Origin of the sequence: Cobetia sp. 5-25-4-2 (genome assembly GCF_013374075.1) — a bacterium.
Lineage (GTDB): Bacteria > Pseudomonadota > Gammaproteobacteria > Pseudomonadales > Halomonadaceae > Cobetia > Cobetia marina.
Window position 1 is genome coordinate 205,274 of the sequence record NZ_BLWK01000006.1, and the last position, 24,535, is coordinate 229,808.

The 24,535-nt window shown below is 62.4% G+C and carries 22 protein-coding genes; 12 read left to right on the top strand and 10 right to left on the bottom strand.

From position 1 onward, the window contains the following. Nucleotides 1-19 precede the first annotated feature (19 nt). A complete protein-coding gene (locus HXS65_RS13555) occupies nt 20-958 on the bottom strand; it encodes a LysR family transcriptional regulator (RefSeq protein WP_176494149.1) in 939 nt (312 codons plus the stop codon). Nucleotides 959-1,089: 131 nt separating this feature from the next. On the opposite strand from HXS65_RS13555, the gene HXS65_RS13560 reads away from it, so the two are divergent. From HXS65_RS13560 to HXS65_RS13575, 4 genes are all read left to right on the top strand, one after another. Beyond that, nucleotides 1,090-1,551: a DoxX family protein gene (locus HXS65_RS13560; RefSeq protein ID WP_084208395.1), complete on the top strand. Its 462-nt coding sequence runs from the start codon at nt 1,090-1,092 to the stop codon at nt 1,549-1,551. A 49-nt stretch (nt 1,552-1,600) separates the two neighbouring features. Then, entirely contained in the window at nt 1,601-2,326 is a 726-nt protein-coding gene (locus HXS65_RS13565) for a pirin family protein (protein ID WP_176494150.1), read from the top strand. Between the two features lie 202 nt (nt 2,327-2,528). Then, the gene (locus tag HXS65_RS13570; RefSeq protein WP_077377519.1) at nt 2,529-2,933 is read left to right on the top strand and encodes a YkvA family protein; all 405 of its coding nucleotides are present in this window, start codon (nt 2,529-2,531) and stop codon (nt 2,931-2,933) included. Between the two features lie 197 nt (nt 2,934-3,130). Then, complete coding sequence (locus HXS65_RS13575; protein WP_176494151.1) at nt 3,131-3,820, top strand: hypothetical protein; 690 nt, start codon at nt 3,131-3,133, stop codon at nt 3,818-3,820. Between the two features lie 144 nt (nt 3,821-3,964). On the opposite strand, the gene HXS65_RS13580 is transcribed toward HXS65_RS13575, so the two are convergent. After that, the gene (locus HXS65_RS13580; protein ID WP_176494152.1) at nt 3,965-4,945 is read right to left on the bottom strand and encodes a DMT family transporter; all 981 of its coding nucleotides are present in this window, start codon (nt 4,943-4,945) and stop codon (nt 3,965-3,967) included. Nucleotides 4,946-5,336: 391 nt separating this feature from the next. Between HXS65_RS13580 and HXS65_RS13585 the strand changes: the two genes are divergently transcribed. After that, nucleotides 5,337-7,031: an L-lactate permease gene (locus HXS65_RS13585; protein WP_176494153.1), complete on the top strand. Its 1,695-nt coding sequence runs from the start codon at nt 5,337-5,339 to the stop codon at nt 7,029-7,031. A 198-nt stretch (nt 7,032-7,229) separates the two neighbouring features. Continuing rightward, nucleotides 7,230-8,171 (top strand): 2OG-Fe(II) oxygenase, encoded by a 942-nt coding sequence (locus HXS65_RS13590; protein ID WP_176494154.1) that lies wholly within the window; start codon nt 7,230-7,232, stop codon nt 8,169-8,171. A 94-nt stretch (nt 8,172-8,265) separates the two neighbouring features. Here the strand turns inward: HXS65_RS13590 and HXS65_RS17640 are convergent, their stop codons facing one another. From HXS65_RS17640 to HXS65_RS13615, 5 genes are all read right to left on the bottom strand, one after another. Further along, nucleotides 8,266-8,904, bottom strand: a complete 639-nt coding sequence (locus HXS65_RS17640; protein WP_084208389.1) for a cold shock and DUF1294 domain-containing protein — start codon at nt 8,902-8,904, stop codon at nt 8,266-8,268. Nucleotides 8,905-8,930: 26 nt separating this feature from the next. Next, a complete protein-coding gene (locus HXS65_RS13600) occupies nt 8,931-9,473 on the bottom strand; it encodes a DUF2628 domain-containing protein (RefSeq protein ID WP_176494155.1) in 543 nt (180 codons plus the stop codon). Between the two features lie 223 nt (nt 9,474-9,696). Then, complete coding sequence (locus tag HXS65_RS13605; RefSeq protein WP_176494156.1) at nt 9,697-11,832, bottom strand: 2Fe-2S iron-sulfur cluster-binding protein; 2,136 nt, start codon at nt 11,830-11,832, stop codon at nt 9,697-9,699. Between the two features lie 28 nt (nt 11,833-11,860). Then, entirely contained in the window at nt 11,861-12,502 is a 642-nt protein-coding gene (locus HXS65_RS13610; protein WP_176494157.1) for a glutathione S-transferase family protein, read from the bottom strand. Between the two features lie 79 nt (nt 12,503-12,581). Further along, nucleotides 12,582-13,058 (bottom strand): nuclear transport factor 2 family protein, encoded by a 477-nt coding sequence (locus HXS65_RS13615; RefSeq protein WP_176494158.1) that lies wholly within the window; start codon nt 13,056-13,058, stop codon nt 12,582-12,584. A 148-nt stretch (nt 13,059-13,206) separates the two neighbouring features. Here HXS65_RS13615 and HXS65_RS13620 point away from each other — a divergent pair, with 148 nt between their 5' ends. Then, the gene (locus HXS65_RS13620) at nt 13,207-14,130 is read left to right on the top strand and encodes a LysR substrate-binding domain-containing protein (RefSeq protein WP_176494159.1); all 924 of its coding nucleotides are present in this window, start codon (nt 13,207-13,209) and stop codon (nt 14,128-14,130) included. Here HXS65_RS13620 and HXS65_RS13625 read toward each other — a convergent pair. Next, nucleotides 14,110-15,060: a LysR family transcriptional regulator gene (locus tag HXS65_RS13625; protein WP_176494160.1), complete on the bottom strand. Its 951-nt coding sequence runs from the start codon at nt 15,058-15,060 to the stop codon at nt 14,110-14,112. The genes HXS65_RS13620 and HXS65_RS13625 overlap by 21 nt on opposite strands. Before the next feature lie 128 nt (nt 15,061-15,188). Here HXS65_RS13625 and HXS65_RS13630 point away from each other — a divergent pair, with 128 nt between their 5' ends. Next, nucleotides 15,189-16,109 (top strand): NAD(P)-dependent oxidoreductase, encoded by a 921-nt coding sequence (locus HXS65_RS13630; protein WP_176494161.1) that lies wholly within the window; start codon nt 15,189-15,191, stop codon nt 16,107-16,109. 3 nt (nt 16,110-16,112) lie between these two features. Further along, entirely contained in the window at nt 16,113-17,678 is a 1,566-nt protein-coding gene (locus tag HXS65_RS13635; RefSeq protein WP_255304520.1) for an aldehyde dehydrogenase family protein, read from the top strand. Nucleotides 17,679-17,882: 204 nt separating this feature from the next. Here HXS65_RS13635 and HXS65_RS13640 read toward each other — a convergent pair whose 3' ends face one another. Next, a complete protein-coding gene (locus tag HXS65_RS13640; protein WP_176494162.1) occupies nt 17,883-18,824 on the bottom strand; it encodes a LysR family transcriptional regulator in 942 nt (313 codons plus the stop codon). A 253-nt stretch (nt 18,825-19,077) separates the two neighbouring features. On the opposite strand from HXS65_RS13640, the gene HXS65_RS13645 reads away from it, so the two are divergent. Beyond that, nucleotides 19,078-20,487 carry a sodium:solute symporter gene (locus tag HXS65_RS13645; RefSeq protein WP_164850293.1) on the top strand — a complete coding sequence of 470 codons (1,410 nt, stop codon included), beginning with the start codon at nt 19,078-19,080 and terminating at the stop codon, nt 20,485-20,487. 244 nt (nt 20,488-20,731) lie between these two features. Continuing rightward, nucleotides 20,732-22,018: an FAD-dependent oxidoreductase gene (locus HXS65_RS13650; RefSeq protein WP_176494163.1), complete on the top strand. Its 1,287-nt coding sequence runs from the start codon at nt 20,732-20,734 to the stop codon at nt 22,016-22,018. Between the two features lie 190 nt (nt 22,019-22,208). Here HXS65_RS13650 and HXS65_RS13655 read toward each other — a convergent pair whose 3' ends face one another. Next, nucleotides 22,209-22,397: a CopG family transcriptional regulator gene (locus tag HXS65_RS13655; protein ID WP_084208379.1), complete on the bottom strand. Its 189-nt coding sequence runs from the start codon at nt 22,395-22,397 to the stop codon at nt 22,209-22,211. 296 nt (nt 22,398-22,693) lie between these two features. On the opposite strand from HXS65_RS13655, the gene dauA reads away from it, so the two are divergent. Further along, nucleotides 22,694-24,496 (top strand): C4-dicarboxylic acid transporter DauA, encoded by a 1,803-nt coding sequence (gene dauA / locus HXS65_RS13660; RefSeq protein ID WP_176494164.1) that lies wholly within the window; start codon nt 22,694-22,696, stop codon nt 24,494-24,496. The last annotated feature ends 39 nt before the right edge of the window (nt 24,497-24,535 follow it).

The following is a 24,535-nucleotide window of genomic DNA, read 5'->3' on the forward strand; positions in this document are numbered from 1 at the left end:
GATCGTCTGCCCCCGATCGTCAGAGCGCGTGCCGATCAGTCGCCTCGCGGGGTAACAGCCCGAAGGCCTCGCCCATGCCGGGAGCCGAGAGACGCTGAAGAATCCATTTGAGCGCCTTGCCCTGGCGACCACTGCGCCAGGCAAGGGAGAGATCGATCGGCGCACGATCCGTCTCCAGTGGCAGCACCGTGAGACTGCCGTCTTCCAGTGATTGACGAATCCGGTGCAACGGCAGATAGCCGACACCAAGCCCCCTGCGCTGGACGTCTATCTTCTGCGCCGTGGTCTTGACGATGATCTGACTGCGACCATCCAGCAGCCCCGAAGAGCGCCCGGGCAAGCTGCGCGAACTGTCGGCCACGATGACGGTGGGATAGTCACGCAGGGCGGCGGCGGACAGCGGCTGTGGCAGATGCGTCAGCGGGTGGCCGGCCGCCACGGCGAAGACCGGCTCGATCGCCCCGAACACTCGGCTCGACAACCCCGACACCGGTGCCTCGCCGGGCGCTCCGATCACCAGATCACAGCGGTTGTCATGCAACGCTTCCCAGGCGCCTCCCATCACCTCCTCACCCAGTACCACCCGGGTACGCGGCTGAATGGCCTGAAATTCCTCCAACAGCGGATAGAGCGCGTCCGGATCAAGAATGGTATCGACACAGATACGCAGCTCGACCTCCCAGCCCGCCCCCGCCTGACGCGCCAGCGCCGTCATCTCATCGGTGGCCAGCAGAATGCGTCGCCCATGCTCCAGCACCAGGCGTCCGGCATCGGTCAGTTCGGCCTTGCGGCGCGAACGGTCGAACAGCGGCACGCCCAGCTCTTCCTCCAGCTTCTGCACCGAGTAGGAAATCGCCGAGGGCACGCGGTGCAGTGTCTCGGCGGCCGCGGCGAAACTGCCACGTCGGTCAATGGCATCCAATACGCGCAGCGCGTCCAGCGTGATGGGTGAGACCATGGTTCAAAAATTCTGATCAATCAGACCAGAATCCTCCGTTATTTTTCTGTGACACCACATTTTATAGTAGCGCCATCGATCAGACACACTGATTTGAAAATCCACCCCTTACCTGATCACTGGAGCCACTCATGTTCAAATCCGCCCTCTCTCGCCTGATGTCCACTGACACGAGCCTCGCAAGCCTGGTGCTGCGCGTGCCCACCGGCATCATCTTCATGGCCCACGGGTCACAGAAACTGTTCGGCGCCTTCGGCGGCTACGGTCTGGAAGGCACGGGGCAGTGGATGGCCTCCATGGGCATCGAGCCCGGCTACCTGATGGCACTGTTGTCCGGCAGCGGTGAATTCTTCGGCGGACTGGCCATTCTCATCGGCCTGCTGACGCGCCCGGCAGCTGCCGTGCTGGTCTTCACGATGCTGATCGCCATCCTGACCGTGCATATCGGCAATGGCCTGTTCATGAGCAACAACGGCTTCGAGTACGCGCTGGCCCTGTTGACCATCGCGGCCAGCCTCATGATCACCGGCGGCGGCAAGCTGTCCCTTGATCGGGTACTGCAACCGGGCAGCAACGCCGTGCGCGAAGACTGAAGCCTGCTTCACTCACCGGCAGACACCACGACACTCTGAGGAGGTTGCCATGTTCACGTTACGTCCAGCGGCAGAACGCGGTCATGCTCGATTCGGCTGGCTGGAGAGCCGCCACAGCTTTTCCTTCGCCAGCTACTATGACCCGAATCACATGGGCGTCTCCGTACTGCGCGTGCTCAATGATGACACCGTGGCACCCGGCGCAGGCTTCGAGATGCATCCGCACCGTGACATGGAAATCATCAGCTATGTGCTGCAAGGCAGCATCGAGCATCGTGACACCATGGGCTCACATCGCACCCTGGGAGTGGGCGAAGTCCAGCTGATGAGTGCCGGCAGCGGCATCGAGCACAGCGAGTACAATCCCTCGACTCGCCAGCCACTGCATTTCCTGCAGATCTGGATCACCCCGGATGCCAGGGGCCTGACGCCGCGCTATCAGCAGCAACCCTTCACGGCACGCGAGGGACTCGACCTGTTGATCGCCCCGCCAAAAGAGGCCGTGGACGGCATCCTGTCCATCAATCAGGATGCCCGGATGTATCGCATCGGCCTGCAAGGGGGTGACGAGCAGCCCACAGCACTGGAACTGCCACTGGACGCAAAGCGCCGCTACTACCTGCACGTCATCGACGGGACGGCAACACTGAAGGGCAAGGATCAGCAGAGCCTGCCCCTGTCCGCGGGGGATGCCGTCACGCTGGATCATGAACCCGAGGCCACTCTCGCTGAGGCGCGAGGTCTGCATGCGCTGCTGTTCGACCTGCCCGCCTGAGCTGGCCTCCGATGGCCTCTAGACCCACGACGCCTCCCCGCCCACATCACTGTCGGCGGGGAGGCGTCGTTATGGCACGTCCGCATGGGAGGACACCTGGCAGGGAACGTGGCTGGGCGACATCTGTCATAGGGAGGCATGATACGATCAAGCGCGAGGCTGGTCGTCATCGCCATCCTCGTGAGCTGACGGAGGACACCCCATGAGCAAGGACACGACCATCACGTCCACTCCACCCGAGACACCCCGATTGCCGGCACCGGATGCACAGCCCCTCACGGCCCACGCCTCTGAGTACAGCGAGGAAGGTTTCTGGCACAAGGTCTCGTCGGTCGCCCGCAAGGCCGGCCAGACAGCACTCAATCCCGCCCTGCGCATGTACTTCGCGGCGCAGGATTCTGATACCCCTGTCTGGGCCAGAACCACCATCTATGGCGCGCTGGGCTACTTCATTTCCCCCATCGATGCCCTGCCGGACTTCACCCCCCTGCTGGGTTACACCGACGACATCACCTTGATGGCGGGCGCGGTGGCCATCGTGGCGGCCCATATCAAGCCGGAACATCGCGCACGCGCGGACAAGGTGCTCAAGCGCTGGTTCGATTGACGGCAGACGACGCGCCTGGCAGCGCCTCCCCCCTCGTGGCGGCACACGGCCCACTGGCCACGAGTTCCCCGTCATGTACAGGGTGTCAACAGTGTTGAATGCCGTGTAGAGCGCTCGTTTAGCGGGTGACACCGTGCGTGTTACCGTGAAGTCATCTCTTCATGCCCACGAGCCCCCCGAAAGCGCAGGATGCCTCCATGACTATGTTGAAATTCGCCACGGCAGGTCTCGCGCTGCTGCTGATGACCGGCTGCGCCTCGCGTGCCGAGATCGATATGCCCAACATTCAGCCGGTGCAGTCTCTGGCCTATGAACACAAGACGTTCTACCCCGACATCTATTACAGCCAGCCTCAGGCCAATCTGTTCTCGGGTGCCGCGACCCAGGCCATGCGCCCACTGGGCAGCGTGAAACTGCCGCGCGCCTCTTCACCGCCCATGAAGAATTTCGACCTGCTGCTGCGCGAACAGTTACCCAGCACCTCGGTGATCACGCATGATGCCCGCGAGAAGGACTATCGCCTCAAGGTCGAGATTCAGGCCCACGAGAACCGTGGCCCCGTCTATCTCGACTATCTGATGGCAAAGAATCTGCCGATGAATCTGCTCACCTTCGGCATCGCCAATGAAGACTTCGATGTGATTGCCGATTTCGAGGTGGTGTACTGCCTCTATGACAAGGATGAGCAACTCCTCTATCGCAAGGATTACACGGTCAAGGACTCCGTACCTCATCAGACCGGCAACTTTGATCTCGGGGATCGCATGCTGATGCCTGCCCGCGACATGATGAAGAAATACCTTCAGCTGACGATGAATGACTTCTTCATCCAGGCCAGCCAACCCTCACTGAGGCACGTCGCAGTCGTTTCTCCACCCGCCATCTGACGCCTGTCGTCCGCCCCTTGTACAAGAACGCCTCGACCACATGGTGGTCGAGGCGTTCTTGCATGGCCATGCCATTCGTTGGTTCGTTCAGGTCATTTCATCCTGGCAACCGACATCGTCGGGCCAAACCAGTCGTCTGCAGCCTCAACCCTTGCTGGCCTGAGTACCGCCACCTTCCTCACGGGTGGAGGCCGTCATGTTGCGCGGCTTTCCGCCCCGCAAGCCCAACGGCAGGCGAAGCAATACCTCAGGGCCATTCTGCGCCAGGCTCAGGGTCGTGATCGCCACGAGAATCAGCGCCATCCCTGCCAGCTGCATCATGTCCATGCCTTCTCCCAACACGAACACCCCGAACAAGGTGGCCGTGATCGGTTCTATCATGGCGATGATGGAAGCCACCGACGGCAAGGTATTCTTCAGGCCGATCACATAGCAATAGAAGGAGAACCCTCCCCCCACCAGGCCGAATACCAGAATCAGCCACAGTTCATCGGCGAAGGGGACCGCCACTGCCTGTGAAAGATTCGTCAACGGCAACATCACCAGACTGCTCACGCCCAACGCGATGGCCAATACCCCAGGGGTGCTGCCATGACGCGTGGCTGACTTGAAGGCAAAGATGAAGATGGCGTATGACACACCCGCCAGAAGTCCGAACAGGACACCCAGGGGAGTCACCTTGCCACTCCCGGATTGCAGCACCCCCGTCAGCAGTACGATGCCGATCATCACACCGACGATGGAAATCAGCTTCACCGGTGTCGGACGTTCCACCCGGGCCAGGAATGACGTGATATAGACGAAAATCGGCGCGCTATACATGAGAGTCGCAGCAACGGCGACACCACTCATGCTGACACTCGTGAAATAGAACATGAAGTTGCCGGCGACCCCTACCCCCGCCAGCAGCGACCACCCCAGCAACGCGAGCGGTTTTCTGGCCGGCACCTTGTGGTAGCCCAGCAATACCATCCAGGCCAGCATGCAGATGAACCCGACAAGGGCACGCCAGAAGGAAATGACTTCAGCCTCCCAGCCCCAGGACATCAGCAAGCTGCCAATCCCACCTGTCAGCCCCCATTGAAAAGCGGCCAATACGACCAACACACTACCCAGTTTTGCCATTCATGCTCCCTTGTCTCAGGAAAAATCAGATCTTCGATGATTTATCAGCCGCAATCGCAGCGTAACAAGAGTCCTCAAGACACATAAACCCATCCCTCATTGGTCGTAACCAGAGTCTCTGAAACTCCATGACTGACTAGCCAGGGCTTTCATAACCTCATGAAAGACTTCGAATATTCGCGTCTTTAAAACGGTGTTTGACACTGGTATTACCAGTCAACATGACGTCGCCAAGAATGTTTTCCTCGCTTACCTTGATCTGGTGAGCCCTACGGTGATTTCGCGCAGTGTGGATGAAAACTCAACGCCAAACCCTGGATCAACCTTCACATTGCAGTGACAAAAACCAACAAAAAGACAATCACCCTTTCATGCGAAGGAGAGTATTGACATGAATGCATCATGGATGGCGCTTCTGGCGTTCACGCCATTGATACTGGCTGGCATCTTGCTGATAGGGTTCAGAATCCCTGCCCGCATTGCCATGCCCATCGTCTTCGTGGTCACGGCCCTGATCGCCCTGCTTGCCTGGGACATGACCTTCACACGCGTCATGGCCTCATCGTTGCAGGGCTTGATACTGACGGTGGCGATCCTGTGGATCATCTTCGGTGCCCTGCTGCTGCTCAATACGCTCAAGCACTCCGGCGGCATTGCCGCGATCCGCAATGGCTTCTCCGGCATCAGCCCGGACCGGCGAGTACAGGCCATCATCGTCGCCTGGCTGTTCGGTTGCTTCATCGAGGGTGCCTCAGGCTTCGGCACACCCGCTGCCGTCGCTGCCCCCTTGATGGTGGCGCTGGGCTTCCCGGCACTGGCCGCCGTCGTGGTCGGCATGATGGTGCAATCCACTCCGGTCTCCTTCGGTGCCGTCGGCACCCCCATCGTCGTCGGTGTCTCGGGAGGACTCGACAAGGCTGGCGTCAGTGACGCTCTGGCCGCGAACGGGTCAAGCTGGGACAGCTACTTCCAGTTGATTACCTCGGAAGTCGCCATTACCCACGGCATCATCGGTATCTGCATGCCACTCATCATGGTGGCGGTGATGGTGCGCTACTTCGGGGCCAATCGCTCCTGGCGCGAGGGGCTTGAAGTCGCTCCCTTCGCGCTGTTCGCGGGTGTTTGCTTCGTGGTGCCCTATGTACTGGCCGGCCTGCTGCTCGGGCCGGAATTCCCCTCGATGATCGGCGCCATGGTAGGCCTCGCCATCGTGGTACCCGCGGCGCGCAAGGGCTTTCTGCTGCCCAGCAGGACCTGGGACTTCCCGAACGCTGACCACTGGCCCGAGGAATGGGTGGGCAAGCTGGACATGACGCTGGAGCCCGTCGAGGGCCGCACGCCGCTCTCGGTCGGCATGGGCTGGCTGCCCTACGTACTGCTGGCAGTGCTGCTGGTGCTGTCCCGCGTCATCGAGCCGCTCAAGGAAGCGCTGACCTCCTTGAGCTTCGGCTGGAGCGGTATCCTGGGCGAGAGTGATATTTCCGGCAGTCTGCAACCACTGTATCTGCCCGGCGGTATCCTGGTGATCGTGGTGCTGCTGACCGTCGTGCTGCACCGCATGAGCATGCAGGATGTCAGTGCCGCCGTCACGGAATCCAGCCGCACGATTCTGGGCGCAGGCTTCGTGCTGCTGTTCACGATCCCCATGGTGCGCATCCTGATCAACTCCGGCGTGAACGAGGCAGATCTGGTCTCGATGCCGGTGGCCATGGCGCAGTTCATCGCTGACAGCGTGGGCGACATCTATCCGCTGTTCGCCCCCAGCGTCGGGGCCCTCGGGGCCTTCATCGCCGGCTCCAACACCGTCTCCAATCTGATGCTGGCGGATTTCCAGTTCAATGTGGCAGGCGCGCTGGGCATCTCCAGCGCCATGATGGTCGCCCTCCAGGCCGTCGGCGCGGCTGCCGGCAACATGATCGCCATCCACAACGTGGTCGCCGCCTCGGCGACCGTCGGGCTACTGGGGCGTGAAGGCATCACGCTGCGCAAGACGATCCTGCCGACGCTCTACTACGTGATCTTCGCCGGCATCATCGGCATGATCGCCTTCCATGGCCTGGGCGTGGTGGATGGCTTGATGCGCTGACAGAGCGCCACGTATCACTGTGACATACGACAGCAGGCCCGCATTGTGTGCGGGCCTGCTGTCGTACGGAGATCATCAATAGAATATTGAATGTGTTTACTCCAGGGGCCTGTTTATCAACAAGACACGGCGTAATAAATTGCCCCATATCACCGAAACGGCAGCCTTCATGCCGCAAGTTTCTGGAGCAGACACCCCATGACCCACTCTGTATTGCACCCCACCCGATTACAGCAGACCCGCTTGCAGCAAGCCCGCGAGCTCGAACTGCCTTCCCGCGAAGCCATGCTGCGGCGCGCCCCCTCCGTCCAGCAATTCTGGGACAGCCACCGTCAACTGCTGAGTGACGCCTGGCGTGAATGGGAAGCCGTTGAGCAAGACGACCTCGCCATCCTCGACAGTGGATTGATCGACAAGGCGCTGCGCACTGCCGTCAAGCAGGCGTGGGAGAATCCCGAGCGCGAGACGGACGTCAAGGCGCTGATGACAGAAGTCGCCACTGACGTCTATCAGTTCCAGCTCTTCGATGTCGAGCGCATTGCTGATTTGCGCAACCTGCTGGAAAAGGCATGGGATGCCGGTATTCCGCTGCGCCCGCCCTACGGCATCGTGCTCAATCGGCGCGGCGCCATGCTCGACCGTCGCTCACAGGGCTATCTGGCGGCACCGAGTTTCCAGGCGTTCTATCAGCAGCTGCTGGATACCTACATGCGTCCGATCTCGCGGCTGCTGTTCCCGGAAATCATCGGCTACGACAGCCAGTCCTTCGGCTTCTCGATCCACTATCAGCCCACCACGGACGCCTCGATTCGGCCGCATACTGATGCCTCGTCCGTGACCCTCAACATCAACATGAACCTGCCCGACGAGACCTTCGAGGGCTCTGAACTGGATGTTCTGGACGCCGCGAGCGGAGACGCAGTGCGCTTCTCGTTCACGCCCGGCTCGGCCATGCTGCATCGCGGTAATGTGCCGCATGCCGCGCAGCCGATCACCAGCGGCCAGCGCTCCAACCTGGTGCTGTGGCTGTATGGTGAGCGAGGCCAGATACCGCCACAGGGCGCGCAACGCCGGGCGATACCTGCCAGAGACCGCTGGGTCGCCTCAAGCGTCAAACAGGATGATTACGCACCGTTCTGATGGCACACACCAGTGAGCAACAACGACAAAGGGGGCCTATCATAGGCCCCCTTTGTCGTTGTCATGCGATCGATAACGCCGCTCGATCATCCGTTCATGACCATCGGATCATGGCCTCGCCTGCCATGACGGGAAAGCCGAGCAGGTCACGAAGGGTCGCGGCATCCGGCGAGAGCGTCAGCCAGCTCACGGCCGCGATATTGATCAACACCACACACCAGAACACGAGCCGGTAGCTTGTCTTGCGCGTCTTGTGGCGCAGGCTCTGCTGGGCGATCAGCGCGCCCGGCCATCCACACAGCAGCTCCATGAAGTGCAATTTCCCCTCGGACACGCGCCACTCCCCTGATGTCGCGGCCTGCTTGTCGATTCGATAGGCCAGATACGTCACCAGACTCATGCCCAGATACGCCACTGGCAACATCCAGGGCAGACGCCCCTGCTGCCAGCCTGCCCCGAGCACGACCATCACGGCCAGCAGCATCAACCATGCAAGCCCCACTCCAGCAGAAGTAGTGGAAGCCCCTGCCCCAAACGTGCGAAAGCGTGTGGCACGTGGGCGATCGTTCTCATCCATGCCCAACTGATACTGCACCTGCGCACTGGCTTTCGGCCGCCCGCGCCCCTGGTACGCACTGATGTGGGCAAAGACATCCTTGCCCCCCGACTCCGGCGTGATGAAACCGAAGCCCTTGTCATCGTTCCAGCGCGTCAATCGTCCTTGAAGGTTCATCGTCTCATCTCTTTCTGTTCCGGCCCTTAGCCGATGAAGGTACCAGAGGTGTTGCCGCCGCCCTTGCCACCGGCGTCACCGCCACCATCACCGTTATCGTTATCATCCCTGCCATCATTACGGTCGCGCCTGTTTTCCTGCTCATCACGGTGATCCACGGGGAGGTCCTGCTCGTGAGTGCCGCGTTGTTCATAATCACGGATATCGGCAGCAGAGGCTTTCTGCGAGTTGGCATGTACGGCCAGTGCATCATCGGGATTGCGCGCCGAGACCTGTGCCTGCTCTTGATAGCCCTGGGTTTCCAGCAGGCTCGCGTACCACTGATTGCCCTTCATGCTGATGGTCAGGTTCAAGCCCAGGAACAGGACATTGGAAATCAGCTGCCCTTCCATCGTCGCGGGAATGAAGACCGAGCTGAGCACGATGAAGCCGAACAGACTCGCCGCCAGCAACCACATGCGCTTGTAGAGTGCCCAGAACAGGCCGAAGAAGAAGGCTGGCCAGGACCAGCCGATCTTGACGGCACGCGTCCCGTGTTCGGGGTGCGTCAGAATACGAAATGAAGCCATCGAGGGAATCCTTGTCTGTGATGCCGAGCAGGCCGCGGGCTGCACGAGGCTCGGGACAAATGACACAAGCCTCGCACTATACCGCTGACCACTTGTCAGGACCATGAACCCCGCTGGCGCTATCTCATTGTTTCCCATCAGGCTTGTCAGCCGCGCGAGTCATCGAGCCCAGTCATTCAATCTCAGTCATTCACACCGAGCCATTCGCGCCTGACGACACAGCTCACAGCGTCTGGATGACCAGAGGCGCCTCTCCCGCCGGATAGGCACAGCACATCAACACCTGTCCCTGAGCCACAGCGGCCTGTGGCGGCTCGGGATACTGCACCTGCCCCTCGGCGAGTCGCAGTGCACAGCTACCACAGCGCCCGGAACGACAACTGGACATGGCATTCACGCCTGACTGCTCGGCCAGCTCCAGCAGGCTCCCCTGTTCGGGCGTCCACTGTCGAGTAATGCCCGCATCGCTGGGGGACGGCTGGCCAGGTGCCCCGCGCGGCGTGAAGGTGACTTGGGCATGTTCCGGCAAGCTCGCCTGAAAGTCTGCCGATAGCGCAACCGCGGTTGCCTCCCCCTTCTCCAGTGAGCCAAGGCCAAAGAATTCGTGATGCAGCTGCGCACGCGGCAACCCCAACGTCATGAGTGCGGCATATTGCGTGCGCATGAAACCCTCGGAGCCACACAGATAGACATGGCTCAAGGCAAGGCCCGGCAGATTGCCCGCCAGACTCGCTAGCTCCAGCCTGCCCACTAACTGATGCCGCCCGGCCACGAGATCCGCCTTACTCGGGCGTGACAGGGCGATATGTACCTGCAACCACGCATGCACGCGCGACCAGCGCTCCAGCGTGTCGAGAAACGCCAGCTCACGCCCATTGCGCGCGGCATGTACGAAGGCCACCTCGCCGAGCGGAGGATGCCCCGCTTCTGCCTGCTGAACCAGGGCCTCCAACATGGCGATCATGGGCGTGATGCCGACACCGGATGACAGCAGCACGATGGGCGCAGACGAGGCGTGCAGCACGAAATCCCCCGCCGGTGGCGTCGCTTCCAGCACATCGCCCACCGCGAATTCATCATGTAACAGTCGTGAGGCGAGCCCCTTAGGATCGCGACGTACCGAGATGCGGTAGGCATTCTGCCCCGCCCGCCAGGCCTGCGAGAGACTGTAGCTGCGCATCACCGCAATCTCGCCTGACGACAGAGAATGCTGTGGCGTGGAGGCCAGACGCAGGGTCAGAAACTGGCCGGCTTGATAGGCCGCGATTTCCGCCGATTCGCGATCCTGCCCCGCTTGCGGCCATGGCGTCAGATAAAAGGAGGTGATCGTGTCGCTTTCGCGCACCTTGTCGATGACGCGCAGACGTCGCAGCGTCGTTGGTTCATCGCGCGTTGCCGGCCAGTCACCAGTGAGCGCAAGCGATGGCGAGCGCTCGATCAGTCGCCCCGGGGCCGGCAAGGCATTCTCGACATGCAGAACCTGCTCCGGCAGCACATCCACGATGCGCTCGGCGCCCTCGACCAGTGCTGCCCGCTGGGGATTCCAGTCGACCCGAGCATGCCCCTTGAGCAACAACACCTCGCCCGTGAGGAAGTCAGGAATCAACAGACTGACACGAGAATCCAGCTCGATATTGCCCAGGGTATTGAAGAAGCGATTGCCGGCGAAATCGGGAAACGACAGGCTGCCATCGGCATTCATGTACAGAAAGCCTGGCCTGCCGCCACGATGCGAGACATCCACGCCGTTGGGCGCAGCGTCATCCAGCTCACCTGCGCGGGTCGCGATGAAGAAGGTGTCTGCCTGGGCCAGCAAGGCACGCGACACCTCATCGTTCAGTGCCACCTCACGGCTGACGAGCGATTTGGTCTGCTCGCCAGCCCAGTCGATCTCACGTTGCTGGATGTATTGCGGACAGTTGCCGAAGCTCTGATCGACCCCGATCCGTAGCCCATCGGGCGCGATGTCTGCCACCGCGTCAGGGAAAAGCAAGGTGCCATTCAGACGATTGCGCCGCCGAGTGGCGAGGTCCAGTCCCAGCACGCCGACCTTGGTGCCGGGAGTAAAATCCAGTCCCAGCAAATCCTCCAGCGCCGGTCGTGCATGCACCTGCAGCTCACCGGGCGTGGCATCGCAGAGCTGCCCGGGCGGCGCAAAGCTCACCACCGCCCACGGCCAACCGTCGCTGTCAGGCACGCCCATGAACAGCACCGGCAGGCTCGCGAAGAACGCGACATGCTGTTCAGGCAGCCGGTCGCGCACATACGGAGCGACCTGCTCGAGATAATGCTCTGGCACGCTTGCGCGAGCCTGGACACGTCGCTCACCTGCATGAAACACCTGCCGCTGCTCATTCATGGGCAAACCCTCAGGATGACATGGAGGCTCAGACCATTACCGGGCTCGTCGCCATGCCCACGAAGTCCGGCTCGGCTTCAATACGCGCAAGCCAGCCGCGAATGGCGGGATAAGAGCTCAGGCTGACACCACCTTCCGGGGCATGGGCGATGTAGCTGTAACCCGCGATGTCGGCCAAGGTGAGGCGCTCCCCCACCAGGTAGTGACGCTGTTCGAGATGGGACTCCATGACGGCGAACAGGGCATGTGCGCGAGCGATGGCCTGCCCGTGGTCAAAGGGAGCACCGAACACGGTCACCAGGCGTGCCGTGCAGGGGCCAGCGGCAATCTCACCGGCCGCCACCGAGAGCCAGCGCTGCACTTCGGCCGCCGCCAGCGCATCGCTGGGCATGAAGCGCTGCTCGCCGTCATAGCGCTGGGTCAAGTAGACAAGGATGGCGTTGGAATCACTCAGGAAGACGTCATTGTCCTCAATGGCCGGCACCTGCCCGAACGGACTGATCTTGAGAAACTCGGGCGCCTTGTGCGCGCCGTTGGCCATGTCGAGATCCACCGTCTCATAGGGAATGTCCAGCAGCGCCATCATCAGCTCGACGCGGTGACAGTGGCCAGACTTGGGATTGCGGAACAGACGGATGGGAGCTGACGTAGCAGCAAAGCGTGGATTCATGATTCACCTGACAATGTAAGGAAAGAGCCGAGAGCGGCAAGCGCAGTGCGCTGCAGGAAACGTGACTGGCGATGACGAATCAGAAGCCGAAATCGCTCAACCCCGGGTGGTCATCGGGGCGCCGCCCGAGCGGCCAATGGAACTGTCGCTCGCTTTCAGCAATCGGATGTTCATTGATGCTTGCGTGGCGGTGGGTCATCAGGCCCTGCTCATCAAACTGCCAGTTTTCATTGCCGTAGGCGCGGAACCACTGGCCGCTGTCGTTGTGGTACTCGTAGGCATAACGCACGGCAATGCGGTCGTCTGTCGTCGCCCACAGTTCCTTGATCAGGCGGTACTCAAGCTCGCTTGCCCACTTGCGAGTCAGGAAGGCCACGACCTCATCACGCCCGGTCACGAATTCGGCCCGATTGCGCCAACAGGTATCCGGGGAATACGCCAGCGCAACCTGCTGGGGATTGCGACTGTTCCAGCCGTCTTCGGCGAGACGCACCTTCTGAGCAGCACTTTCCGGGGTGAACGGTGGCAAGGGATGACGTGGAAGATTTGCAGACATGGCATCGACTCCAGCGATTGGGGGGATCAGACACATATTGGATAGGCGCATCTCCACGGTACTCTCCCCGCCATGGCGCTAGAATCCTCACCAAACACAATTCATTATTCCATCCGATGACAATAATCGCCGTGAACAGGAGCCAGCAATGGACCGACTGCAGACACTGGAGGTCTTCGTGGCCGTGGCGGATACCGAAAGCTTCGCGGCAGGCAGCCGCGCGCTGGGCATGAGTGCTCCCTCAGTGACACGCGGCATCAATGCTCTGGAAGCCCGCCTGGGTGCGCGCCTTTTCACGCGCACCACACGGCGCGTGCGCCTGACCGAGATCGGCGAGCGGTATCTGGCGGATGCACGGCGCATCCTGGCGGAGCTTCAGGCAGCGGAGGATGGCGTCAGCGGCGCCGCAACTCGCCCTACCGGCGTATTGCGCGTCACCTGCCCCACCGAGTTCGGTCGCATTCACGTGATGCCGCTGCTGATGGAGTATCTGGAGCACTATCCCGAGATGCGCGCCGAAGTAGTGATGGTGGACCGCGTAGTCAACATGATCGAGGAAGGCTTCGATATCGCCGTGCGCATCGGCTCACTGCCCTCTTCGGGGCTCTCGGCACTCCGTGTAGGCAGTGTGCGACGAGTCGTATGCGGCTCACCGGCCTATTTCGCCCGCGAAGGCATTCCCACCTCATTGGAGGCGTTGACCACACAACGCGTCATTGCTTCAAGCACACTGAACAACGGCAAGGAGTGGCGTTTCGGCCGTGAGGGAGAACACTCTGTACGCGTAAGCCCACGGCTAACGATGAGCAGCATTGCTGCCTGCATCGAGGCGGCACACAGTGGCTGGGGCATCACCCGCGTGCTCTCGTATCAGGTCGGCGAGGATCTTGCCGAGGGCCGCCTGCAGGCCGTACTGGAGGAGCTCGAACCACTGCCGCTACCGATCCACCTGTTGCACAGCGAGGGTCGTGGCGCAGTGGCCAAGGTACGCACCTTCCTGGATCTTGCCGCCGAGCGTCTGCGCGCCGACCCGGTGCTGAATCCTACACCGTCAGCGCGATTGACCGACTGAGCCTACCTCCGGCGCATTGAAGGCCGTCATGTCCTCGCGCAGCAGGCCAAGCAGTCGATCGGCACCGACGCTCAGTTGCCGGCCCAGTCGACTGATCAGTTGCACATGCGGCGTGATGAAAGGCGCTTCCTGAAGCGACAGCCGAGATAGCCTGCCCGCTGCCACTTCTTCACTGACCACGAAATCTGGCAGCAGGGTCACGCCGCCCTGCAGCGCGAACTGCTTGAGCATCGCCAGCGCGTTGCAGGTGAGCGTCGGGCTCAGCATCACCCCGGCCTGATGCTCCGCCTGCGCGACGATCTGGCGAATGCCGAACGACACCTCCGGCAGCGCCAGGGCATATCCGTCGAGCGCCGCCAGCGACAATGGCTCGGGCACAGCCGCCGTCGCCTGACGCGCCAGAGGATGCGCCGGATTGACCACCGCGCACACCGGCTGAGGGCGCGAGACGTGCGCGCGAATCCTTGGATCGCTTGCCGGATGGAACACCAGCCCCAGATGCGCCTCGTCTTCGACGACCTGACGGATCACCTCATTGCTGCCACATAGATTCACCTTGAGCTCGATGCCCGGATAACGCGCGGAAAAACGGCTCAAGGGCCCTGCCAGTCCCTCGATGAAGCCCTCACCGATGGCCAGTACCAATGAGCCACTCTGCAGCCCCTTCAATGATTGCAACGACTCCAGCAGCACCTCCTGCTGCGCCAGACGCTGACGGTAGTACTCCAGCACCCGCTCGCCGGCTTCCGTCGGCTTGACCCCACGTCGATGACGCTCAAGCAGCGGCATGCCCAGCTCATGCTCCAGCTGGGTGATCTGTCGGCTGACCGCAGACGGTGCCACATTCAGGAAATCCGCCGCTGCCCGCACGCTGCCCAGTCTGGCGGCCTCGTGGAAATGACTGATACGTCGTTCCTGCACCAGACTCATCACGCCCCCAGCATTGCCTTGAAGGCAACATTAAAGTGAATTTCGGATTATTGCTGGAACACAGAAGCGCTGTCCATACTCGAGTCACCGGATGACCATCCCCCTTTCACCACGACAGGAATCACACAATGACAACAACCGTCGGTGTCATCGGACTGGGCAACATGGGTGGCGGCATGGCCGCAACGCTTGCTCGCCATGACTTCCCCGTCTTCGGATTCGATCTCTCACAGGCTGCGCGTGACAAGGCTGCCGCGGCAGGTGTCACACCGGTCAGTTCACTGGCAGAGCTGCTGGACACGATCGATATCGTGATCCTCTCGCTGCCCAAGGCAGAGCATGTAGAGCAGCTATGCCTGGGCAAGGAAGGCACACAGGAAGAGAATCAAGACACCACCCGTCTCCTGACGCTGGGCAAGCCCGGCCTGATCGTGATCGACACCACCACCTCGACTCCCGAGACCAGCCGCAAGGTGGCGGCTGCGCTGGCGACTCGTGGTATCGACTTCATCGACGCCCCGGTATCCGGCGGCCCCAAGGGCGCGGCGAGTGGCAGCATGTCGATGGTGATCGGTGCCGAGGAGGAAGTGCTGGCACGCGCCATGCCGGTGCTGGAAGCCATGAGCGGCAGCCGCGTGCACGTCGGCGGTTGCGGGGCGGGCAACGTCGCCAAGATTGCCAACAACATGCTGGCGGCCTGCCATCTGATCAGCACGGCGGAAGCCGTCTCCATGGCCGCCAGGGCGGGTGTCTCCCCAGAGAAATTGCTGGAAGGCGTGAATGCGGGCTCGGGACGCAGTGGTGCAAGCCAGGTGATGTTCCCCAGCTGGGTGATCAACAAGGCCTACGATTCCGGCTTCACCATGGGCCTGATGCGCAAGGATGTCGGGCTGGCCAGTGATCTGGCAGCAGCGCTTGGACTGGAGCTCCCCCTTGCCAACGCCGTGGCGCAGCTCTGGGACGAGAGCCGCGCGAGCCTGGATGACAGCGAAGACTTCTGCGCCATCGTGCAACGCACTGACTCGACCCTCTTTGGCCACGGAGCATAAGCCATGCCGACCCAACACATGACCCCGACCTCCCCGATTGCTCAGCGCATCGCCGAATTGATGCAGGCGTTTCAGAGCAGCAGCCAATCTCATGACGACAGTTTTGTCGTCAGCAGCCTGATCGGCGGAGAGTTCGTCACCGGCACGGGTGACGCCATCGAGGTACGCAACGCCCATGATGACAGTCTGATGCTGTCCTTCCCGGATGCCGATGCGTCTCAGGTCGCGCTGGCCAATGCCGCCACGCGCCAGGCGCAACCGCAGTGGGCTGCCATGACCGCCCAGGCGCGTGGGCGCGTCATCTACCAGATAGGCAGCCTGATTCGTGAGCAGGCCGAGACACTGGCTGAACTCGAGGCGCTGAGCGCCAACAAGCCGATTCGCGATGCGCGTGTCGAGGTGGCCAAGGTCGCCGAGATGTTCGAGTACTACGCGGGCTGGGCGGACAAGCTGCACGGCGAGGTGATTCCGGTCCCGACTTCACACCTCAACTACGTGACCTATGAGCCGCTGGGCACCGTGCTGCAGATCACGCCGTGGAACGCGCCGATCTTCACCGCCGGCTGGCAGATCGCCCCGGCCATCACCGCCGGCAATGCGGTGATTCTCAAGCCCTCGGAGCTGACGGCGCTGTCCTCGCTGGCACTCGGTGTGTTGATCGAGCGCGCCGGCGTGCCGCGTGGGCTGGTCAACGTCATCGCAGGCTACGGCCATACCATTGGCCAGGCATTCATCGCCGAGGGCGATATCCGCAAGGTGGTGTTCGTCGGCTCCCCCGCGACTGGCCGCCATATCGCCACCGCCGCGGCGCAGCGCTGCATTCCCTGCGTGCTGGAGCTGGGCGGCAAGTCGGCCAATATCGTCTTCGAGGATGCCGATCTCGAGGTGGCACTGCGCGGCGCTCAGGCGGCCATCTTCTCCGGCGCTGGTCAGAGCTGCGTGTCGGGTTCGCGCCTGCTGGTACAGGCCTCGATCTACGAGAAGTTCACCAGCGCGCTGGCCGAGGCTGCCACGCAATTCACGCTCGGTGATCCGCAGGACCCGGCGACCCAGATCGGCCCGATCAACAACGCCAAGCAATACCAGCATGTGATGTCGATGCTTGCCGGGGCCATCGAAGACGGCGCGCGCCTGGCGGATGGCTCAGCAGACCCCATCCCGGACACCGGCGGCTATCATGTCGCGCCGACGGTGCTGCTGGGCGACAACGCCATGAGCTGCGCGCAGGAGGAGATCTTCGGCCCGGTCGTGGTCGCCATACCGTTCGAGGAGGAAGCCGACGCCATCCGCATCGCCAATGACAGTCGCTTCGGGCTGGCCGGTGCCGTCTGGACGCGTGATGTCGGGCGCGCCCACCGCGTGGCGCGTCAGGTGCGCGCGGGTACCTTCTGGGTCAATGGCTACAAGACCATTCACGTCAGCTCGCCCTTCGGGGGCTACGGCGAGAGTGGCTATGGCCGCTCCTCCGGGCTGGATGCGCTGCGCGAATACAGCGAAGTGAAGAGCGTGTGGGTCGAGACCGCCGCCGAACCGGCCGCCAGCTTCGGCTATGGGGCGAGTCTGGAATGAGGGCTCTGCGACCCTGACCCTTCGGTCACGCCTGAAACGGCAACCAAGGCCCCACCGCCCATCAGCGGTGGGGCCTTGGTGCTTATTTGGCGAGGGTATTGTTGTCGGCAGTATCGCCGAGGGAGATGACCAGGTCCGTGACGGTGACCCATCATGAGTGGCTTCACACCATGGGGGCGGCATCCTCGCCATCCTCCGGCATCGTCACGGCATCGTCACGGCATAACGCTCCTTCGAGCGCTGCTGCCAGGCAGCAAGCTCCGCCGTCAGATAGGGCATGAAGCGCTGCCCCTGACGCGAGACGGGATGAAAGCGCGAGGTGACCAACGCGACGTCCAGGTTGATGGTCGGCGCGAATGGCACCACGCGCAGCTGGCAATCGCGCCGCGCCAGCATCGCCTCCGCCGTCACCGGATCGATCAAGGCAATGCCTATCCCTTCATTGACAAGCATCGCGACCGAGGGAAACAGATGCGTCTCGATGCTTGCCTGCAGCGTCATGCCTGCCTGCTGAAAGGCACGCGCTAGCTTCAAGGTACTCTGATGGTGCTGATCCAGCGTGATGATGGTTTCCCCGGCCAGATCCTGTGGGAACAAGACCTCGCGTTGCGCCAGCGGATGCATGACAGGCACGGCCAGTGCCATGCAGAGCTGATACTCCTCCAGCACCAGCTCCTCGACCGCGGCGTCTGCCTCGATGACCCCGAGGTCAAACTGGCCCTCGGCGACCCACTCGGCGATCTTGCGTGAACTGAACGTCTGCAGCGACAGACGACTCCTGGGGAAGTCGGCAAGATAGCGTGACATCACTCGAGGCATCACCGTCGGCGAAAGCCCCGGCATCGAGGCCACGGTGAGCTTGCCGGCGTGACCATCACGCAGACCATCCGTCAGTTCATCCAGATGCCCCACCGATGCCAGCACCTTGTCGACACCCTCCGCCAGATGGACGGCTTCCGGTGTCAACTGGGTGCCATAGTGGTTACGCCGAAAGAGCAGAAACCCGACGTCACTCTCCAGATTGGCGATCGCCGTGCTCACCGCCGGTTGCGTCAAGCCAAGCCGACGCGCTGCCTGGGAGAGACTGCCCGTGCGCACCACTTCCTGGAAGATCTGCAACTGACGCAGGTTATGTCTGAGTTTCATGACAACTGGGCTCTCGTGACGGGACTCTCGTGGCAAGGCCCTCGTGCCTGGCGTTCGAGAATGGACGCTTGGGCTTCGAGAATGGACGCTTGGGACTGGACGCTCAAGACTAGCCTCTCGTGAATAGGCTCTAAATTGTTCTTATGACTTAATAGACAGCCTTTAGTTGTGCTTATACCCCCAGCGGGAGGAAGCTGACCAGACCCTCATAACCAACAACAAAGGGCCACAGACAATGCACACGATCGACCTCATGGGGCTACTGCTGTATTTCGCCATCTTGCTGTATATCGGCTATCGCAGTGCCAGGAAGACGTCCAGCAGTGCCGACTTCGCCGTCGCCGGCAACAAGATCATCTGGCCGGTGCTGTTCGCCACGCTCGCCGCTTCCTTCCTCGGCGGGGGTGCCTCGATGGGTCGCGCCGGCAAGGCCTTCGACGAAGGCTACGCCTTCATGTTCGCGGCCTCCGCCTTCCCCATCGCCACCATCATCGCGGGCCTCTACATCGCGCCACGCCTCAAGCGTTATGCAGGGGCACAGACGGTCGGTGACATCATGGCGCATCACTATGGTCGCAGCGCTCGCCTGTTGACCGGCATCTTCTCGCTGATCTTCTGCATCGGCATCCTCGGCGCCCAGGCGCTGGCCATCGGCACCGTCTTCAATGCCATCCTGGGCATCGAGATCAGCACCGGAATCCTGATTGGCATGGCAGTGGTACTGGTGTACTCCACGGCCGGCGGCATGTGGGCCGTGATCCAGACTGACGTGGTGCAGTTCGTGATGCTAGCGGTCTTCCTGCCCATCACCATGATCGTCGGGCTCGACAAGATCGGTGGCCCCGAGGCCTTGATCGCCGCGCTCCCCAGCGAGCACTTCAGCCTCATGGGCGATTACACGCCGCCGATGTTCCTCAGCATCTTCATCGCCTTCCTGCTTGGCGAGACCCTCGTCCCGCCCTACACCCAGCGCGCCCTGTCCGCACCGGATTCCCGTCATGCCAGGATCGGCTACTCGCTGGCCGGTGGTTTCGGTCTGCTGTTCTATGCCGTCAGCTCCACCATCGGCTTGATCGCGCTGGTGCTCTATCCGCAGATCTCGCCGGATCAGGCCATGCCGGAACTGATCCGCGACGCTCTGCCGCTGGGGCTGACCGGGCTGGTGCTGGCCTCACTGCTGGCGGTGGTGATGTCAACGGCGGATTCCTATCTGAACTCGGCAGCGGTCATCTTCGTCACCGACATCTACAAGCCCTTCATCAACCCCGCCATGTCCGGCAAGCAACAGCTGTGGATCGAGCGCGGCGTCAATCTGGCCATCGGCCTGGGCGCCATCGTGTTCGCGCTTTACGCCACCTCGATCATCGATGCGCTGCTGCTGAGCTACGCCCTGTGGGCGCCGACCATCCTGCTGCCGTTCATCTTCGCCGTGCTGTTCAGGATTCGCTGCAAGCGTGCTGGTGTGGCCGCGATGATCGCCGGCGCCCTGGCCACCAGCATGTGGAAATGGAGTGGCCTGGAACTGGAAGCCCTCACCGGGCTCACCCCACTGATTGCTGGCGTCATCGTCAATATCGTGGTCTTCACTCTCGTCTACCAGTTCTTGAACGCGGCGCCAGACCACAACGGCAAGAACGCCCCGATCCAGCCCACCCACTCCTGAGGACCTGACCATGTTCGGATTCACTCTCTACACCATCTGTCTGCTGAGCATCCTCACCGCCGTGGTCATCGCCATCGCCTCCTGGAAGTTCTACCGCGACAACTGAGCCATCGGCAGGGTCTGTGCCGCTCGACCAAGGCTTTCCAAGCTCTGTCATGGCCCTGTCACGACCCTCACACCGTCTTCATCACGCTGATCATGTCGGGCAATCCGCCCGGCATGACCGGCAAAGAGAGTACGCGCGATGACCCCGCAATCCCCCGCCGCCCGAGTGTCGAGCCACGACAGCATTGCCGTCATCGGCGCCGGCATCATCGGCCTGGCGACCTGCCGCGCCTTGCAGGCACGTGGCTATCACGTTCATTTGTATGACCCGAATCCCGTCGGTGAAGGCACCTCCTTCGGCAACGCCGGTCTGATCGCCAACTACGCCACCTCGCCGATGGCCAGCGGCGACACACTGCGCCAGCTGCCGGGCCACCTGCTGAGCAGGCAGCCCTCCCTTGCCATCGCCCTGCGCCACACCCCCGCCCTGGCGGACTTCGGCTGGCGTTTCCTCAAGGCGGCAACGCCCACCAATTTCCAGCGCCACAAGGCAGATCTGATTGCCTTGCTGGCCAATGCCGTCGAACGTCAGCATGCCCTGATCGATGACCTGCAGACCAAAGCCACCACTGCGCTGGCCAGCCAGACAGGCTGCCTGCAGATCCAGCGCGACACCGCCATCACCCCGGCAGCGCTGGAGACGATGGCCCAGGCCAAGCGCCGTGACGGGGTCGAATGTCAGGCGCTGGGCGCGAGCCAGCTGCGGGACATGGAACCGTCGCTCAACCCGAAGGGGCTGGCAGGCGGCCTGTTCTTCCCTGACACCCGCCACCTCACCAGCCCGCTGTCACTCAGCCACCAACTCTTCGTACAGCTGCAAGACGGTGGCCTTGAGTGGACGGCGCAGCAGGTCGACGCCCTCACGCCGCTGACCAGTGGTGGTTGGCGCATCGACACCGCCACCACCTCCCACGAGGTCCCGCATGTGGTGATCTGCGCCGGTATCGCGAGCAATACGCTGCTGGCGGGACTCGGCAAGCGTCTGCCGGTGGTCAGTGAGCGCGGCTATCACATCGAACTCGCCACCCAGCTGCCACTCTCACGCCCGGTAGGCTGGCTGGCGCATCACTTCTACGCCTCGCCAATGGCGGAAGGCATTCGCCTGGCGGGCACCACCGAGTTCTGTGCGCCGTCGCGCCCCGCCTCGCCACAGCGCTGGCAAGCCCTCACACAATGGGGCGAGACACTCTTCGGTCAGCCCCTCGACGTCGCCCGCCACTGGATGGGGGTGCGCCACTCCACCCCCGATGGCCTGCCGGTAGTGGGCGAAATGCCTGGCTGCCCCGGCCTGCTTCTCGCTTACGGGCACGGCCATCTGGGCCTGACACTCTCGGCCGAGACAGGGGATATCGTGGCCCGGATGGTGGCAGGCGAGCCCCTGCCGGGCTACGCGCGCAGCCTGTCACCGGTCAGGTTCTGCCAATGATCTCGCCTATCTGAGAGAGCTGGGTGAATGGCCTGGCCCATGAACGTGAAAGCCCCTGACAGGTTCGCCTGTCAGGGGCTTCTTGTCTCTTGCGTCAGCGCAGAGCTTGTCAGCGCAGAGCTTGTCAGCACAGGCCACTTCAGCGAAGACCAAGTCACGGCTTGCCAGAACGCCCTTCACACCCGTTCTTTCAGGAAGATGGCGGTTGCGGACGCCCGGGCTGGGAGGCGTACTCGACACCATGTGCCTGCAGATACTCGCGGATCAACTGACGAACGACCTGAGAGGGCGTCTGGTCCTGCGTGGCACACAGTTGCTCGAAGGCCTGCTTCTTGTGGGGGTCAATCATCAGGGTCAGACGTGCGGTCTTCTTTTCCATCCTCGGCTCTCCCGAAACCATTAACATCTGATGGTAATACCGAGGGTCCGGTACAGACAAGCCAATCCCGACAGGCCAGCCCCCCTGACACTGGGGGGCGGATGACGAACATGCCAATGACATGTTAATGTTTTTACCATCTCTTTATCATGAGATCGTCATGACAGGGCAGACAGTCCAGGACGCCCGCCCTGCTGCTGCCTGATGCATTCGTCGTGTTCGGACATGTCACGCCATGCCCTGACACGCCAGCACCAGAGTCAGCGTAGCGTCTCCCTCCGCGAGGACCCACCACCATGACCCCCAAGCGCTCTCCCATGCGCCTCCCCCGCATCGCCACCGGCCTGCGCTCCGCCTGGCACTCAGGCTACGGCCTCACCGATCTCCGCCAGGATATCCTGGCCGGGCTGACCATCGGCACCGTGGCGGTGCCGCTGTCCATGGCACTGGCCATCGCCGCCGGCGTCGCACCACAGCATGGCTTGTACACGGCCATCGTCGCGGGGGCGATCATTGCCATCACGGGCGGCTCACGCGTCAACGTCTCCGGCCCGACAGCGGCCTTCGTGGTGATCCTGTTCCCCATCGTTCAGCAGTACGGGCTCGGTGGCCTGCTGATCGCCACCATGATGGCGGGCGCCATACTGGTCATGCTGGGGCTGGCGCGCATGGGGCGACTCATCCAGTTCGTGCCCTATCCCGTCGTGCTGGGCTTTACCGCGGGTATCGCCGTCGTGATCGCTGTCTTGCAGGTGCCTGACTTCCTGGGGCTGAGTGTCGGTCAGCTCGGCGAGCACTTCGTGGAGAACGTCGGTCAGATTCTGGCCGCCCTGCCGACACTGAATCCTTTCGAACTGTCCATCGGGGTCTTTTCGCTGGTGGTCATGCTGCTATGGCCGCGACTTCACCTCCCGATTCCCGCGCCGCTGGTGGGCCTGTTGGTCGGGGCACTTGCCGCCTACGCCGTCAATCACGGCCTGGGCGATGACTCACATGAAATGCTGGTGCAGACCATTGCCTCACGCTTCAGCTGGGAAACGCTGAACGACAGTGGCAATGGCATCCCTCCGATTGCCCCGGCATTTCTGGCCCCCTGGCACCTGCCCGGAGCGGACGGATATCCACTGCCACTGGATTTCACCCTGATCCGCGCATTGCTGGGGCCTGCCATCGCCATCGCCATGCTGGGCGCCATCGAATCCCTGCTGTGCTCGGTCGTGTCTGATGGACTGACCAGGACACGCCATGATCCGGATGCCGAACTGATCGGCCAGGGGCTGGGCAACCTGGTGGCGCCGCTGTTCGGAGGCATCACCGCCACCGCCGCCATCGCTCGCACGGCCACCAACATCCGGTGTGGTGCCCGCTCACCGCTGGCCGCCGTGGTGCATTCCGCGGTGGTGCTACTGGCGGTGATCGCGCTGGCGGAACTGCTGGGGAAAGTGCCGATGGCCACACTGGCCGCCTTGCTGTTCATCGTCGCCTGGAACATGAGCGAGGCTCGTCACTTCGTGCATACCTTGCGCTCTGCCCCCGGCGGTGACGTGGCGATCCTGTTGATCTGCTTCGGCCTTACCGTGCTGTTCAACATGGTACTGGCGGTGGCGGTTGGCATCGGCCTGGCGGCGGCGCTGTTCATCCGCCGCATGATGCAGCTCACCCAGACCCGTCAGATCATTGACATGCCAGAGACAGACACGCCAGAGAACGATGCGCCAGAGAGCGATCCTCCACGCCAGACGCATGCCCGGGGAGAAGACACCCGAGCGATTGCGCTCTATGACATCGACGGCCCCCTGTTCTTCGGCGTGGCGGAAAAGGCACTGACCTCGCTGCGCCTGGTCGATGACAAGGTCCAGATCGTGATTCTCGACATGGCCGATGTACCCAGCATGGACGGCACGGCCATCGTCGCTCTGCAGTCACTGATCGATGACATGCGCCACCAGCACGTGGCGCTGGTCCTGTCGGGGCTCCCCAGCCATCTGATCGTCAAGCTGCGCCGGGCCGGCATTCGCAAGCGCACGGGAGAGCTGACCTGGTGCCGCAACCTGCCACGCGCCTTCGCGGTCGCACGGCGCTGGCTGGCAGACGAGTGACGAGCGCAGCCATCACGGGGACAGCATTGCGCTCCAGAG